The organism is Mycolicibacterium iranicum (assembly GCF_002101705.1).
Taxonomy (GTDB): Bacteria; Actinomycetota; Actinomycetes; order Mycobacteriales; family Mycobacteriaceae; genus Mycobacterium; species Mycobacterium iranicum.
In genome coordinates, this window is record NZ_LQPC01000020.1 from 214,973 (window position 1) to 230,214 (window position 15,242).

A 15,242-nucleotide genomic window follows, 5' to 3' on the forward strand; every position below is an offset into this window, starting at 1 on the left:
GTCACAGGTCCGACCGCAGCGTCGCCGACAGCAGCGTCTCGGCGTCAGGGCAGGGATCCCCGGTGGATTGTCCGCGGTACTGGACCCACCAGCTCAGCACGCCGCTTCCGGCGGCGGCGGTGGCCGAGCAGGCGGCTCCGGTGGTGTCGCGGCGCGCGAAGAATGCTTTGTGCCGCTCGACCACGACGTCGGTGATCGCGGCACCCCGAGCGCTGGCGACCGCGCGCTCACGTTCGAGGCTGCCCGCGTCGAACCACGAGAAGACGACGTCGATGGTCACGGCCTGGCCGCCGGAACCGCGCATCAAGATGTACTGACAGACCGCTCCACTGAACGGCCTCGTCACTTCGTCCGCGCCGAGGGTGGCCTGCACCGTCGTGTCGTCGAGGAGACCGCATCGGTCGTCGACGTAGCCGTAGCTGCGGTCTGGATCGGGCACGCCGGGATCCGACCGTTGCGCCGTCCCGGTGACGGTCTGCGAGCAGCCGGCCGCGGCCGCCGTCACCGTGACCGCCACCATCGAGAAAACTGCCACACGGCCTACACGCTGGAGCATCGCCGCTCACGCTACTCGTCTCGACGAACCCCGACAGTCTGAGCAGAGGACGTCGTAGGCTGCCACTGTGACTGCAACGGGTGTTGGGCGAGTGGTGGCTGTCGGTGTGCTCGCGATGTCGGCCACGCTGGCTTCGACATCCCCTATCGCCGGCGCCGAGAACGGCGACACCCATATCACCGGTCAGGGCATCACCCGGACCCTGGACTGCGGTGGCGCCACGCTGTTCGTCATGGGCACCGGCAACCAGGTCTTCGCCCTCGGCAACTGCTACGCGGTGACGGTGCAGGGTTCGTCGAACGTGGTCATAGCCGACAACGTCGTCAACGACATCACGGTGTACGGCTTCGACCAGACCGTCTTCTACAAGAACGGCACGCCCTTCGTCTGGGACCGCGGCCGCGAACTGGGGATGACGAACCGCATCGACCGGGTACCCGCATAACCATGTCTTCTCGGCGCGCCGCTGTCCTCGGTTGCCTCAGCTTCGTCGTCGCGCTCACGGCGGGGTGCGGTTCCGGCGGCGACGGCTCCGATCCCACGGTGACGGCGGGGTCCTCCGGCGCTCAGGTGGAGATCGGCAACACGATCAACTACGGCTCGTTCGGCACAACCGCGGAGATCGACTGCGCCGACGGCAAAGCGCTCAACGTCGGCGGGTCCAACAACACGCTGACGGTCGCGGGCACCTGCACCAACGTCAATGTCGGCGGCGCCGACAACAAGATCAGCTTCGAACGCGTCGAGGCCGAGCTGTCCGTCGTCGGCATCAACAACACCGTCACCTACCGCGACGGCGAGCCCAAGATCAACGACACGGGCAGCAACAACAGCATCACCAAGGGCTGACCGCCCCCGCCTCAAGCCTGTCCAGTGGCGGGGGCGCCGTGCCTGCCCGCCCCTTTCGCGAAGCGGGCCGCACCTTCCAGCGATTCCGCGGCGACGCGAGACAGACTGCCGAACTCGACATCCATCGCGTCTGCCTCCGACATCCCCCACTGGCCCAGGGCCGACATCCGATCCGACCTCATGCACTGCTGCGGCAGCGCCGCCAGTTCGGCGGCGAGCTCCTCGGCTTTTCGGCGTGCCTCCCCTGTCGGGACGACGCGATTGGCCAGCCCGATGGCCAGTGCCTCGTCGGCATCGACAGCGCGTCCGGTCAGGATCAGATCCATCGCGCGGCTGTGACCGATCAGCCGCGGCAGCCTCACCGTCCCACCATCGATCAGCGGGACGCCCCATCGCCGGCAGAAGACACCCAGCACCGCGTCCTGCTCGACCACCCGCAGGTCGCACCACAGCGCCAGTTCCAGGCCGCCCGCGACGGCGTAGCCGCTGATCGCGGCGATCACCGGTTTGGACAGCACCATCCGGCTCGGCCCCATCGGACCGGGCCCGGTCCGATGCACCGGATTCGAATTCGCGGTGCCCATCGCCTTGAGATCGGCTCCCGCGCAGAAGGTTCCGTTGTCACCCCACAGCACCGCGACGGCCGCGGTGTCGTCTTGGTCGAAGTCGTCGAACGCTGCGTGCAGCTCCAGCGCGGTGGGACCGTCGACCGCGTTGCGCGCGTGCGGCCGATCCATGATGACGGTCGTCACGGGTCCGTTCTTCTCTACTCTGACGCTCATGTGGCCTCCATAAGTTCAGGTTCATCGCGGGACGCGACGAATTCGGTCCCGTCGCGCCGCGCAACCAGTTCGGCAGCGAAATCGTGGTAGGCGGTGCGCAATTCGGCACCCGGCCAACCCGCGGGTAGCAGCTCGTCGGGCAGCACCGGGTCGGTCAGCAGGTGCCGCACCATGGCGGCGGCGATGACGAAGCGGCCGGGCATGTCGTCGGCCTGCGCCATCTCGGCCAGCAGCCGCGACCCGGTTTTCGCCCACCCCTCCAGATCCCACAGTTCGGCCGCGAGTTCGGCAGGTCTGCCATCCTGGGCACGAAGGATTCGCAGCCTGCTTGAGATGTCGTCGCCCAAATCGAGGCTCACGTTGTCGGGGCGCATCCACACGCCTTCACGCAGTTCGGCGAAGCGCTTGTCCTGCAGCTCGTTTCGCAGGCTCGCCCTCGTCTTGGCGTCATTACCGGTACTGGTGATCACGAGCGTGAGCCAGCTGCCGTCCCACGCGCGCACCGCCGGGTCGATCGCGTCGTCCTGGCGCCGCTGCCGGGCGAGCAGGCGGTCGGCGAGCCGGTAGCCGTCCTCGGACCGCACCAGATCGCCGGCAGCGACCATCCGCGTCAACGCCACCCGGACGGTGGGCTCCCTGATCCCGAAATCGCCTGTCAAACGGACCAGTTCGGCAGCGGTAGCCCAGGCGGGGTGCGCCCCGAGCAACACACTCAGCACCACCGAGCGCGCCGTCATCCGCGACAACGTCAGACCCCCGACGTCTTTCGTCCGTGGTCACCGAACGGCTCGTCGCGTTGCCGCACGGCGTCGCGGAAACCGTGTTCGCGCGCCTGTGCGACGAACGCGTGCCCCTCGGGCGTATGCCGCGCGATGCCGTCGAACACCGTGGAGATCATCGCGCTGTTGGCCACCCCCTGGTTGTACAGCGCGCTGTTCATCGCGAGCTTGACCATGATCAGCTGATTGACGGGGACCGCGGCGATCCGTTCGACGAGCCGCTCGACCCGATCATCCAAGTCGGCAGGGTCGGGCGCCTCGACCGCCAGACCCCATTCGGCGGCCTGGGCGCCGGTTATCGTATCCCCGGTCAGCAGAAGGCGTTTTGCGCGCTGATCGCCGAGCCGGTGCGCCCACATGCCCGCCGCCGGGACGCCCCAGACGCGGGTCGGCGGGTAGCCGATCTTGGCGTCGGCCGCGGCGATCACCTGGTCGGCGTGCAGGGCGATGTCGGTGCCGCCCGCCACGCAATAGCCGTGGATCTTGACCACCGTCGGCTTGTCGCAGCGCATCAGACTGGAGAAGCCGCGCACGAAGCGGCTCATCATCTGGTAGTCGATCATCGGATCCCACGGCTGATCGGGAAGGTGATTGATCGCCTGGGTTCTTCCCGACAGAACGGTGTCCTTGTACGGACTGCCCCCGCCGGCCGACGACGATCCTTCGGCATAGGCCGACAGGTCGAAGCCCGCGCAGAAGCCTTCACCGCGACCCGAGACGAGGATGACGTGCACACTGGGATCGAGGTCAGCCCGTTCGACGAGCGCCGAGAGCTCCAAGGGGGTGTCGGCGATGATCGCGTTGCCCTTCTCCGGACGGTTGAAGGTAATCCGGGCGATGCGTCCTGTGACTTCGTAGGTCATCGTCTTGAGGTTGTCGAAGTCGACGGGCCGGATCGCGTGCGTCATCAGGCTTTCACCAACGCGCGCTCGATGATCGGCGCGAGATCAAGTCCGGTGGGCAGCGTGCCGAAGGCGCCGCCCCACTGTCCGCCGAGCCTGCTGGCCAAAAACGCCTCAGCGACTGCCGGATGGCCGTGCCGCACCAGCAGCGAACCCTGCAGCGCCAGCGAAATGTCCTCCGCGACCTGCCGTCCGCGGTACTGAATCGTCTCCAGGTCCTCCAGCTGCGGCTTCAGCCGTGCAACGTGCGCGTCCAGACGAGGATCCTGGCCCGCTGTGACGGCGAGCTCATCGAACAGAACGTCGATGCACTCGGGGCGAGTTGCCATGGCGCGCAGCGTGTCCAGTGCGCTGACGTTGCCCGAACCCTCCCAGATACCCATCAGTGGCGCTTCCCGGTAGAGGCGTGCCATCCCGAAGTCCTCGACGTAGCCGTTGCCGCCGAGGCACTCCATCGCCTCGGCGGCGTGGGGCGTGGCGCGCTTGCACACCCAGTACTTGGCGGCTGCCAATCCGATTCTGCGCACCAGGGTTTCACGTTCGTCACCGCGCACGGCCCGGTCGGTCGCACCAGCCATGCGCATCGCCAACATGGTCGCCGCCTCGGCCTCCACGGCGAGGTCGGCGAGGACGTTGCGCATCAGCGGCTGATCGATCAGGTAGGCGCCGAACGCCATCCGGTGCTGTGCGTGGTGGATGGCGCGCATCAGCCCGTTGCGCATGCTCGTCGCGCTGCCCAGTGTGCAGTCGAGCCGGGTGAGGTTGACCATCTCGATGATGGTCGGGACCCCGCGCCCCTCCTCCCCTACCAGCCACGCCGTGGCGCCGTCATACTCCACTTCGCTCGAGGCGTTGGCATGGTTGCCCAGCTTGTCCTTGAGCCGCTGCAGGAACATACGGTTGCGCGTGCCGTCGGGCAGGATGCGCGGCAGGAAAAAACAACTCAAGCCTCCCCGGGTTTGGGCGAGGACGAGGAAGATGTCGCACATCGGCGCCGAGGTGAACCATTTGTGGCCGCGCAACGAGTAGGTGCCGTCACCGTTGGGGGTCGCCTGGGTGGTGCCGGCGCGGACGTCGGAGCCGCCCTGCTTCTCCGTCATCGACATGCCCGCGGTGAGGCCGGTCTTCGTGGTGGGCACCGTGAGTTCGGGGTCGTAGACGCGACTGGTCAGCAGCGGTTCGTACGTAGCGGCCAGTTCGCTGCTGTGGCGCAGCGCCGGCACGACGGCGTATGTCATCGAGATCGGGCAGATGTGCCCGGGCTCCGGCGTCCACACCGAAGTCTTGGCCGCCCGCACCACGTGGGCACCGGGTCGGCCGTCCGCCCACGGCGCGGCGTGCAGGCCGTGTCCGACGGCAACCGTCATCAGCTCGTGGTAGGCCGGGTCGTACTCGACCTCGTCGACGCGGTGACCGTAGCGGTCGTGGGTGTGCAGCACGGGACGGTGACGGTCGGCGAGCTCGCCCCAGCGCTGCGCTTGCGCCGAGCCGCCCAGCGCTCCGAGAGTCCAGACCTCCTCGGCGCCCCATTCGCCGCCTTCGCGGATCAGCGCCTCGGCGAGAACCGGTGAGGCGGCGGGGTTGTAGTTCTCCAGCGGAGGCGCCTGATTGGTGACGACATGCGTGTCCTGCATGCGACCACTGTTACATCAAAGTGACGATCGCACAAGAACTGTAATAGACATGCCATGAGATTGGCCGGCCTGCTCGGCAACAGTCATCGCCGGCCCCGTTAACCAACCTGGCAAACAGATTCAATGCCAACACTTTTGCCGCCGAAACGTCGGGCCCATGCCGGAGGTGCCGTTGTGTATCCTCAACCGTCGGGCTACTTAGGGGTTTGGACCATATGGCGAGCGACGTGGCGCAGATGCGGGAGGCGATGGCCAAAAGGCTGCGTCGTCGCGGGGTATCGAACGGCCAGATCACCCTGCCGGCCGTGCCCGGGATGCTCGACGAATACGTGTCGATGTGCGACAAGATCTTTTCGGCCCTCGGCAGGAAGTTTTCCGAGTCCGAACGCGATCACCTTCGGACCCTGCTGGCCAAAGAACTGGCGAACGCGTACGCAGGATCAAATAGATCCAACATCGTCATTTCCTACGATGCGCCGATCGGCACGATGCTCCACTATTTCATTAAGCCCGAATCGACGTCGTTAGCCGACACCTACGACAACTGGGTCGCCACCCGCAAGCCGCCACTGTTCGGCACTCACCCCGATGCCAGGGTGTGGGCGCTGTCCTCGCAGATCATCGACGCCCGATCCGCGCGCATTCTCGACATCGGGGCCGGGACTGGCCGAAATGCGCTGGCTCTGGCACGCCGCGGCCATCCCGTCGACGCGGTGGAACTGACACCCAAATTTGCCGAATTCCTGCGCGCCGAGGCATACAAGCAGCTCCTCCCCGTGCAGGTGATCGACCGGGACATCTTCGACTCTATGGATGACCTCCACAAGAACTACCAATTGATCGTTCTCTCCGAGGTCACGCCCGACTTTCGGGCTCCCGAACAGCTTCGCGCGGTCTTCGAGCTGGCGGCCGAATGCCTGAGTCCCGGAGGGCATTTGGTCTTCAACGTGTTCATGCCGCGCGCAGAATTCGTGTCCGATAGCGCGGTGCGTGAACTGTGGCAGGCGATTCGCCAACTCGCGCAGCAGGTCTATACGGGGCTTTTCACCGGTGAGGAGATCGACGGCGCCGCCGCCGGGCTGCCGTTACGACTGATGAAGAACGATTCGGTGTACGACTATGAGAAGGCCAACCTGCCCGCCGGGGAATGGCCACCGACCGGCTGGTACGCAGACTGGGTGAGCGGCCTGGACGTCTTCGCCCTCCCGCGGGAACGATCGCCGATCGAAATGCGCTGGCTGGTTTACCGCAAGATAGCTTAGCCCGGCGTCAAGCCGATGTTCTCGCGCAGAAACGCGATGTCGTCCTTGCGGCCTTCGTCGGACGTTTCGCAGATCACCGGGGCGCCGGCCGCCTTGACGACCGCAACCAACAGCTGCGGATCGATCTGACCTGAGCCGAAGTTGGCATGACGATCGGCACCGGAACCGGCGGCGTCTCGCGAGTCGTTGCAGTGCACAAGATCGATGCGACCGGTGATGCCCTTGATCCGCTCGACCGCATCGACAAGAGCCTCACCAGCGGCCCAGGCATGACAGGTGTCGAGGCAGAAGCCGATACCGGTATCGCCGATGTGGTCCCACAGCCGGGCGATCGTGTCGAAATGCCTGGCCATCGCGTGGTTACCGCCCGCCGTGTTCTCCAGGTACACCGGAACATCGGTCGTCAGGCTGGCCAGCGCCTTCACCCACCGTTCGAAACCGGCGTCCATGTCGTTGTCGTCGGCGTGCCCGCCGTGCACGATGACCGCGGTGGCACCGATCGCAGCCGCTGCATCGCAGGTGTCCTGCAAGATCTTGCGCGACGGGATGCGGACGCGGTTGTTGGCAGACGCTACGTTGATCAGGTACGGGGCGTGCACGTAGACCGGCATCAACGAAGCTCTGAGAATCTCGGCGTCCTCGCGCGGCGGCGGCTTCTTCCAACTCTGGGGATTGCCGAGAAAGAACTGCACCACGTCGGCGCCGTCGGCCTCCGCCGCTGCTAAGGGATCCTCACCATGGACATGCGAACCAATAAGCACGTAACCACTCTAGGCCCGAGCTGTGACAGCCCGATCGGGCCGGACACACGAAAAAGCCCCCGCCTCCCGGTCAAGGGAGTGGGGGCTTCTTCGTTGCGGTCCGTTACCGGTAGTCGCTGTACCCGTAGTCGTCCAGCGGCACCGCAGCACCGGTGGCCTGGCCGAAGTCCGGGCTGTAGTACTGATCCTCGTAGGACGGGATCGTGTACGCGGCAGCACGCGCCTCTTCGGTCGGCTGAACCTGGATGTTGCGGTACCGGTTGATGCCGGTACCGGCCGGGATCAGCTTGCCGATGATCACGTTCTCCTTCAGACCCTGCAGCTTGTCGCTGCGGCAGTTGATCGCCGCATCGGTCAGCACGCGAGTGGTCTCCTGGAACGACGCCGCCGACAGCCACGAATCGGTGGCCAGCGACGCCTTCGTGATACCCATCAGCACCGGACGTCCGGCCGCGGGCTCGCCGCCCTCGGCCACGACGCGACGGTTCTCGGTCTCGAACTCGCCGCGCTCGGTCAGCGAGCCGGGCAGGAACTCCGTCGCACCCGAATCGATGATCGTGACGCGACGCAGCATCTGCCGGACGATGACCTCGATGTGCTTGTCGTGGATCGACACACCCTGGGCGCGGTAGACCTCCTGGACCTCCTTGACGAGGTGGATCTGCACCTCGCGGGGGCCCTGGACGCGCAGCACCTCGTGCGGGTCGGCCGAGCCTTCCAGCAGCTGCTGCCCGACCTCGACGTGGTCGCCGTCGGTCAGCAGACGCTCGGAGCCGTCGTCGTGCTTGAACACCTTCAGGCGCTGACGACGCGAGAGCTTGTCGTACACGACCTCTTCGCCCCCGTCGTCGGGAACGATGGTGATCTTGTAGAACTTCTCGCTCTCCTCCAGGCGAACCCGGCCGGAGACGTCGGCGATCGGTGCGCGGTTACGCGGAACGCGCGCCTCAAACAGCTCCTGGACACGCGGCAGACCACCGACGATGTCGGCGCCACCGGTGACACCACCCTGGTGGAAGGTACGCATGGTCAGCTGCGTGCCGGGCTCACCGATGGACTGCGCGGCCACGATGCCGACGGCCTCGCCGATGTCGACCAGCTTGCCGGTCGCCATCGAACGGCCGTAGCACATCGCACACACGCCGGTGCCGGTGGCGCAGGTCAGCACGGAGCGGACCTTCACCTCGGTGATGCCGGCAGCCAGCAGCGCGTCGATGGCCGGGTCACCGAGATCGTGCCCACGCTCTACGACAACACGGCCGTTGCCGTCCACCGCATCGGTGGCCAGCGTCCGCGCGTAGGCCGACGTCTCGATGTGCTGATCGCGCACGAGTTGCTCGCCCTGCAGCTCGGCCAGCGTGACCGTGATGCCGCGCTCGGTCTCGCAGTCGGTCTCGCGAACGATGACGTCCTGGCTCACGTCGACCAGGCGACGGGTCAGGTAACCCGAGTCGGCGGTACGAAGCGCCGTGTCGGCCAGACCCTTACGGGCACCGTGGGTGTTGATGAAGTACTCCAGCACCGTCAGGCCCTCGCGGAACGAGGACTTGATCGGACGCGGGATGAACTCACCCTTCGGGTTGGTCACCAGACCCTTCATGCCGGCCAGCGTCCGCGTCTGCGTGAAGTTACCCGTCGCGCCCGAATCCACGATCGTGATGATCGGGTTGTCCTTCGGGTAGTGCGACCGCAACGCCTGACCGACCTCTTCGGTCGCGTCCTGCCAGATTTTCACCAACGCTTCGTTGCGCTCGTCGTGGTTGAGCTTGCCGCGCTGGTACTGCTTCTCGATGCCGTCGGCTTCCGCCTCGTAGCGCTCGAGGATCTCGGTCTTCTCCGGCGGCACCAGAACGTCGGCCATGGACACCGTGACACCCGAACGGGTGGCCCAGTGGAAGCCGGCGTCCTTGAGCTTGTCGACGGTCTGCGCGACGACGATCATCGGGTAGCGCTCGGCCAGATCGTTGATGATCGCGGCCTGCACCTTCTTGTGCATCTGCTTGTTGACGAACGGATAGCCCCGCGGCAGCAGCTCGTTGAAGAGCACACGGCCCAGGGTGGTCTCCGCCGTCCACGCATCACCCATCGACCAGCCGTCCGGGAATAGCTCCGCCTCGACCTCGGCAGACGGACGCAGCTGCGTCAGCCGCACCCGGATCTTGGCCCGGACGCTCAGCGCGCCGCGGTCCATCGCCATGATGGCCTCGGCCGGTGAGCTGTAGACACCCGACTCCGGCTGATCCTTGGACGCAGGCGTGTACTCGCCGGTGTCGCCCTCGATCTCGGTGGTCAGGTAGTACAGCCCGGTCACCATGTCCAGACGGGGCATGGCCAGCGGGCGGCCCGACGCGGGCGACAGGATGTTGTTCGAGGACAGCATCAGGATGCGGGCCTCGGCCTGCGCCTCCGCCGACAGCGGAAGATGCACGGCCATCTGGTCGCCGTCGAAGTCGGCGTTGAACGCCTCACAGACCAGCGGGTGCAGCTGGATGGCCTTGCCCTCCACCAGCTGCGGCTCGAAGGCCTGAATACCGAGGCGGTGCAGCGTCGGTGCCCGGTTGAGCAGCACCGGATGCTCGGCGATGACCTCTTCGAGGACATCCCACACCTGGGGACGCTGACGCTCCACCATGCGCTTGGCGCTCTTGATGTTCTGCGCATGGTTCAGGTCGACCAGACGCTTCATCACGAACGGCTTGAACAGCTCCAGGGCCATCAGCTTCGGCAGACCACACTGGTGCAGCTTGAGCTGCGGGCCGACCACAATGACCGAACGGCCCGAGTAATCCACGCGCTTACCGAGCAGGTTCTGACGGAACCGGCCCTGCTTGCCCTTGAGCAGATCGGACAGCGACTTCAGCGGACGGTTGCCCGGCCCGGTGACGGGACGGCCGCGGCGGCCGTTGTCGAACAGCGCGTCCACCGACTCCTGAAGCATGCGCTTCTCGTTGTTGACGATGATCTCGGGCGCACCCAGATCGATCAGTCGCTTGAGCCGGTTGTTGCGGTTGATGACGCGGCGGTACAGATCGTTGAGGTCAGAGGTCGCGAAGCGGCCGCCGTCGAGCTGAACCATCGGGCGCAGCTCCGGCGGGATCACCGGGACGGCGTCGAGCACCATGCCCATCGGCGAGTTCGACGACTGCTGGAACGCCGCGACGACCTTCAGCCGCTTGAGCGCGCGCAGCTTCTTCTGGCCCTTGCCGTTCTTGATGGTGTCGCGCAGCGACTCCGCCTCGGCGTCGATGTCGAAGTTCTCGATGAGCTTCTTGATCGACTCGGCACCCATGGCGCCCTCGAAGTACTCGCCGTAGCGGTCCTGCAGCTCGCGGTAGAGCAGCTCGTCGACGATCAGCTGCTTGGGAGCCAGCTTGGTGAACGTCGTCCAGATCTCCTCGAGCCGGTCCAGCTCACGCTGGGCCCGGTCGCGCAGCTGGCGCATCTCGCGCTCGCCGCCGTCGCGCACCTTGCGGCGCACGTCGGACTTGGCGCCCTCCTCCTCGAGCTCCTTCATGTCGGCTTCGAGCTTCTGAGCCCGCGCCTCCAGGTCGGCGTCGCGCTGATCCTCGATCGCCTTGCGCTCGACGGCCATCTCGGCCTCGAGGGTGGACAGCTCGTTGTGACGCATCTCGTCATCGACGGCGGTGATCACGTAGGCCGCGAAGTAGATGATCTTCTCGAGATCCTTCGGAGCCAGGTCGAGCAGGTAGCCCAGCCGCGACGGGACGCCCTTGAAGTACCAGATGTGCGTGACGGGTGCGGCCAGTTCGATGTGGCCCATCCGCTCACGGCGCACCTTGGCGCGGGTCACCTCGACGCCGCAGCGCTCACAGATGATGCCCTTGAACCGGACGCGCTTGTACTTGCCGCAGTAGCACTCCCAGTCGCGAGTCGGTCCGAAGATCTTCTCGCAGAACAGGCCGTCCTTTTCCGGCTTGAGCGTGCGGTAGTTGATGGTCTCCGGCTTCTTGACCTCGCCGAAGGACCAATTGCGGATGTCGTCCGCGGTCGCCAGACCGATACGGAGTTCATCGAAGAAGTTGACGTCGAGCACGTAACTCCCTTTCCCCTTGCGGGTGTTGAAACTTTGATGAAGGACGAGGTCTAAGCAAGATCCTCAACGGATGCGGATTCGTTGCGGGACAGGTTGATACCGAGGTTGGCCGCAGCGCGCTCCAGGTCCTCGTCGTCACCGTCACGCATCTCGATCGCCGCGCCGTCCGAGGACAGCACCTCGACATTCAGGCAGAGCGACTGCAGCTCCTTGAGAAGCACCTTGAACGACTCCGGGATGCCCGGTTCGGGGATGTTCTCGCCCTTGACGATGGCCTCGTACACCTTGACGCGCCCGACGGTGTCGTCGGACTTGATCGTCAGCAGCTCCTGCAGCGTGTAGGCCGCGCCGTAGGCCTGCATGGCCCAGCACTCCATCTCGCCGAAACGCTGACCACCGAACTGCGCCTTACCACCCAGCGGCTGCTGCGTGATCATCGAGTACGGACCCGTCGAACGCGCGTGGATCTTGTCGTCGACGAGGTGGTGCAGCTTCAGGATGTACATGTAGCCGACCGTCACCGGGTACGGGAACGGCTCACCACTGCGTCCGTCGAACAGCACCGCCTTGCCGTCGGCGTTGACCATCGTCTCGCCGTCACGGTTCGGCAGCGTCGCACCGAGCAGACCCTGCAGTTCGCCTTCCTGGGCACCGTCGAACACCGGGGTCGCGACGATGCTGTCGGGCGGAGCCGAGAGCATCTGCTCGGGCAGTTTCGCCGCCCATTCCGGTGTCGCAGCCACGTCGATGTTCCAACCGGCCTTGGCGACCCACCCGAGGTGGGTTTCCAGGATCTGGCCGATGTTCATACGACGCGGCACGCCGTGGGTGTTCAGGATGATGTCCACCGGGGTGCCGTCCGGAAGGAACGGCATGTCCTCGACGGGCAGGATCTTGCCGATGACGCCCTTGTTGCCGTGGCGTCCGGCGAGCTTGTCGCCGTCGGAGATCTTGCGCTTCTGGGCCACGTAGACGCGGACCAGCTCGTTGACGCCGGCGGGCAGCTCGTCGTCGTCCTCGCGGGAGAAGACGCGGATGCCGATGACCTTGCCGGACTCGCCGTGGGGCACCTTGAGCGACGTGTCGCGGACCTCGCGGGCCTTCTCGCCGAAGATGGCACGCAGCAGGCGCTCCTCGGGGGTCAGCTCGGTCTCGCCCTTGGGAGTGACCTTGCCGACCAGGATGTCGCCGTCGCGGACCTCGGCGCCGATGCGGATGATTCCGCGCTCGTCGAGATCGGCAAGCACCTCGTCGGAGACGTTCGGGATGTCCCGGGTGATCTCCTCGGCGCCCAGCTTGGTGTCGCGGGCATCGATCTCGTGCTCTTCGATGTGGATCGAGGTGAGCACGTCCTCTTCGACCAGACGGTTGGAGAGGATGATCGCGTCCTCGTAGTTGTGGCCCTCCCACGGCATGATCGCCACGAGCAGGTTCTTGCCCAGGGCCATCTCGCCGTTCTCGGTGCACGGACCGTCGGCGAGGACCTGACCGACCTCGACACGCTGCCCGGCGTCCACGATCGGGCGCTGGTTGGCGCACGTGCCGTGGTTCGAGCGGGCGAACTTGCGCATCCGGTAGGTGTGCCGGGTGCCGTCGTCGGCCATCACGGTGATGTAGTCGGCGGAGACCTCCTCGACCACACCGGCCTTGTCGGTGACGACAACGTCGCCGGCGTCGATTGCGGCGCGCAGCTCCATGCCGGTACCGACCAGCGGGGCCTCGCTACGCACCAGCGGAACGGCCTGGCGCTGCATGTTGGCACCCATCAGGGCACGGTTGGCGTCGTCGTGCTCGAGGAACGGGATCATGGCCGTCGCGACCGACACCATCTGGCGCGGCGAGACGTCCATGTAGTCGACCTCGGTCGCGGAGACGAACTCCACCTCGCCGCCCTTACGACGGACCAGGACGCGCTCCTCGGCGAAGCGGCCCTCGGCGTCGAGCGGCGAGTTGGCCTGCGCCACGACGTGGCGGTCCTCCTCGTCGGCGGTCAGGTAGTCGATCTGGTCGCTGACCTTGCCGTCGATGACCTTGCGGTACGGCGTCTCGATGAAGCCGAACGGGTTGACCCTCGCGTACACCGACAGCGACCCGATCAGACCGATGTTCGGACCCTCAGGGGTCTCGATCGGGCACATGCGGCCGTAGTGCGACGAGTGCACGTCGCGGACCTCGAGGCCGGCGCGCTCACGGGACAGACCGCCGGGGCCCAGCGCCGACAGGCGGCGCTTGTGGGTCAGACCCGAGAGCGGGTTGTTCTGGTCCATGAACTGCGACAGCTGCGACGTTCCGAAGAACTCCTTGATCGCCGCCACGACGGGACGGATGTTGATCAGGGTCTGCGGGGTGATCGCCTCGACGTCCTGGGTGGTCATGCGCTCACGCACGACGCGCTCCATGCGGGACAGGCCGACCCGGATCTGATTCTGGATCAGCTCGCCGACGGTGCGCAGGCGACGGTTGCCGAAGTGGTCGATGTCGTCCACCTCGACGGGCACCTCGGAGCCGCCGGGCGCCGTCATCGTCTGGTCGCCCTGGTGCAGGCGCACCAGGTACTCGATGGTCGCGACGACGTCCTCTTCGGTCAGCGTCGAGCTGGTGATCGGCTGGCCGACGTTGAGCCCGAGCTTCTTGTTGACCTTGTAGCGGCCGACGCGGGCCAGGTCGTAGCGCTTCTCCTTGAAGAACAGGTTCTCCAGCAGGGTCTGCGCGGACTCCTTGGTGGGCGGCTCGCCCGGGCGCAGCTTGCGGTAGATATCCAGCAGCGCCTCGTCGGTGCCTGCGGTGTTGTCCTTCTCCAGCGTGCTCATCATGATCTCGGAGAAGCCGAAGCGCTCGGTGATCTGCTCGTTGGTCCAACCGAGCGCCTTGAGCAGCACGGTGACGGGCTGACGACGCTTGCGGTCGATGCGCACACCGACGGTGTCGCGCTTGTCGACGTCGAACTCCAGCCACGCACCGCGACCGGGGATCACCTTGACGCTGTGCAGCGTCTTCTCGGTGGACTTGTCGATGCTCTCGTCGAAGTACACACCCGGCGAACGGACGAGCTGGCTCACGACGACGCGCTCGGTGCCGTTGATGATGAAGGTGCCCTTTTCGGTCATCATCGGGAAGTCGCCCATGAAGACCGTCTGGCTCTTGATCTCACCGGTGTTGTTGTTGATGAACTCGGCCGTGACGAACAGCGGGGCCGCGTACGTCATGTCCTTGTCTTTGCACTCGTCGACCGGCGCCTTGACTTCGTCGAAGCGCGGGTCCGAGAAGCTCAGCGACATGGAGCCGGAGAAGTCCTCGATCGGGGAGAGCTCCTCGAGGACTTCCTGCAGACCACCCTTGGGGTCGACGTCACCGCGGTCGACGGCACGCTGGAACCAATCCTCGGCGCCGATCAGCCATTCGAATGACTCGGTCTGCACGTCGAGAAGCCCCGGAACCTCGAGAGGCTCGCGGAGCTTTGCGAAAGAAATTCTGTTTGGTGCTCCGGGAACGGAGTTATTAGTGGTTGACTCGATCTGGCGGGACCCTGCCAAGATGCATCCTTCCAGCACCTCACGCGGCTGTTGGAGACCCGGGGAGCCGGTTCCGCATGCCGCTTATCTGCGTCGGTTTGGCCGGCTTCACCAGCCTCCCGAACGCACGGCACGCGTCTAGATCGCTGAG

General features: G+C 65.9%; 11 protein-coding genes. 3 read left to right on the forward strand and 8 right to left on the reverse strand.

What is annotated here, in order from left to right:
- Position 1: 1 nt before the first annotated feature.
- Positions 2–556 (reverse strand): DUF3558 domain-containing protein, encoded by a 555-nt coding sequence (locus AWC12_RS06165; protein ID WP_024444695.1) that lies wholly within the window; start codon positions 554–556, stop codon positions 2–4.
- A gap of 115 nt (positions 557–671) precedes the next feature.
- Between AWC12_RS06165 and AWC12_RS06170 the strand changes: the two genes are divergently transcribed.
- The gene (locus tag AWC12_RS06170; RefSeq protein ID WP_051226481.1) at positions 672–1,001 is read left to right on the forward strand and encodes a DUF3060 domain-containing protein; all 330 of its coding nucleotides are present in this window, start codon (positions 672–674) and stop codon (positions 999–1,001) included.
- A 2-nt stretch (positions 1,002–1,003) separates the two neighbouring features.
- On the forward strand, positions 1,004–1,405 hold the full coding sequence (locus tag AWC12_RS06175; RefSeq protein ID WP_024444693.1) for a DUF3060 domain-containing protein: 402 nt from the start codon (positions 1,004–1,006) through the stop codon (positions 1,403–1,405).
- A gap of 11 nt (positions 1,406–1,416) precedes the next feature.
- Here the strand turns inward: AWC12_RS06175 and AWC12_RS06180 are convergent, their stop codons facing one another.
- From AWC12_RS06180 to AWC12_RS06195, 4 genes are read right to left on the reverse strand one after another with little or no spacing between them, the layout of a single operon-like run.
- Positions 1,417–2,187 carry a crotonase/enoyl-CoA hydratase family protein gene (locus AWC12_RS06180; protein ID WP_085172977.1) on the reverse strand — a complete coding sequence of 257 codons (771 nt, stop codon included), beginning with the start codon at positions 2,185–2,187 and terminating at the stop codon, positions 1,417–1,419.
- Positions 2,184–2,933: a PaaX family transcriptional regulator C-terminal domain-containing protein gene (locus AWC12_RS06185; protein ID WP_110808569.1), complete on the reverse strand. Its 750-nt coding sequence runs from the start codon at positions 2,931–2,933 to the stop codon at positions 2,184–2,186. The genes AWC12_RS06180 and AWC12_RS06185 overlap by 4 nt, the downstream gene beginning before the upstream one ends.
- A 2-nt stretch (positions 2,934–2,935) precedes the next feature.
- Positions 2,936–3,874, reverse strand: a complete 939-nt coding sequence (locus AWC12_RS06190) for a crotonase/enoyl-CoA hydratase family protein (protein ID WP_085172981.1) — start codon at positions 3,872–3,874, stop codon at positions 2,936–2,938.
- Positions 3,874–5,502 carry an acyl-CoA dehydrogenase family protein gene (locus AWC12_RS06195; RefSeq protein WP_085172983.1) on the reverse strand — a complete coding sequence of 543 codons (1,629 nt, stop codon included), beginning with the start codon at positions 5,500–5,502 and terminating at the stop codon, positions 3,874–3,876. Before AWC12_RS06195 ends, AWC12_RS06190 begins: the two co-directional genes overlap by 1 nt.
- 215 nt (positions 5,503–5,717) lie before the next feature.
- Here AWC12_RS06195 and AWC12_RS06200 point away from each other — a divergent pair, with 215 nt between their 5' ends.
- Positions 5,718–6,764: a class I SAM-dependent methyltransferase gene (locus tag AWC12_RS06200; RefSeq protein ID WP_085172985.1), complete on the forward strand. Its 1,047-nt coding sequence runs from the start codon at positions 5,718–5,720 to the stop codon at positions 6,762–6,764.
- Here the strand turns inward: AWC12_RS06200 and AWC12_RS06205 are convergent.
- From AWC12_RS06205 to rpoB, 3 genes are all read right to left on the reverse strand, one after another.
- Positions 6,761–7,525, reverse strand: a complete 765-nt coding sequence (locus tag AWC12_RS06205; protein ID WP_085172986.1) for a deoxyribonuclease IV — start codon at positions 7,523–7,525, stop codon at positions 6,761–6,763. The two genes, AWC12_RS06200 and AWC12_RS06205, sit on opposite strands and share 4 nt — an antisense overlap.
- 103 nt (positions 7,526–7,628) lie before the next feature.
- Positions 7,629–11,579: a DNA-directed RNA polymerase subunit beta' gene (locus AWC12_RS06210; protein WP_085172988.1), complete on the reverse strand. Its 3,951-nt coding sequence runs from the start codon at positions 11,577–11,579 to the stop codon at positions 7,629–7,631.
- A gap of 50 nt (positions 11,580–11,629) precedes the next feature.
- The gene (rpoB, locus tag AWC12_RS06215) at positions 11,630–15,130 is read right to left on the reverse strand and encodes a DNA-directed RNA polymerase subunit beta (RefSeq protein ID WP_024444680.1); all 3,501 of its coding nucleotides are present in this window, start codon (positions 15,128–15,130) and stop codon (positions 11,630–11,632) included.
- Between the last annotated feature and the right edge of the window lie 112 nt (positions 15,131–15,242).

Coding starts and splice junctions, on each gene's coding strand:
- AWC12_RS06165 (WP_024444695.1), bottom strand. CDS start 556: ATGCTCCAGCGTGTAGGCCGTGTGGCAGTTTTCTCGATGGTGGCGGTC.
- AWC12_RS06170 (WP_051226481.1), top strand. CDS start 672: ATGTCGGCCACGCTGGCTTCGACATCCCCTATCGCCGGCGCCGAGAAC.
- AWC12_RS06175 (WP_024444693.1), top strand. CDS start 1,004: ATGTCTTCTCGGCGCGCCGCTGTCCTCGGTTGCCTCAGCTTCGTCGTC.
- AWC12_RS06180 (WP_085172977.1), bottom strand. CDS start 2,187: ATGAGCGTCAGAGTAGAGAAGAACGGACCCGTGACGACCGTCATCATG.
- AWC12_RS06190 (WP_085172981.1), bottom strand. CDS start 3,874: ATGACGCACGCGATCCGGCCCGTCGACTTCGACAACCTCAAGACGATG.
- AWC12_RS06195 (WP_085172983.1), bottom strand. CDS start 5,502: ATGCAGGACACGCATGTCGTCACCAATCAGGCGCCTCCGCTGGAGAAC.
- AWC12_RS06200 (WP_085172985.1), top strand. CDS start 5,718: ATGGCGAGCGACGTGGCGCAGATGCGGGAGGCGATGGCCAAAAGGCTG.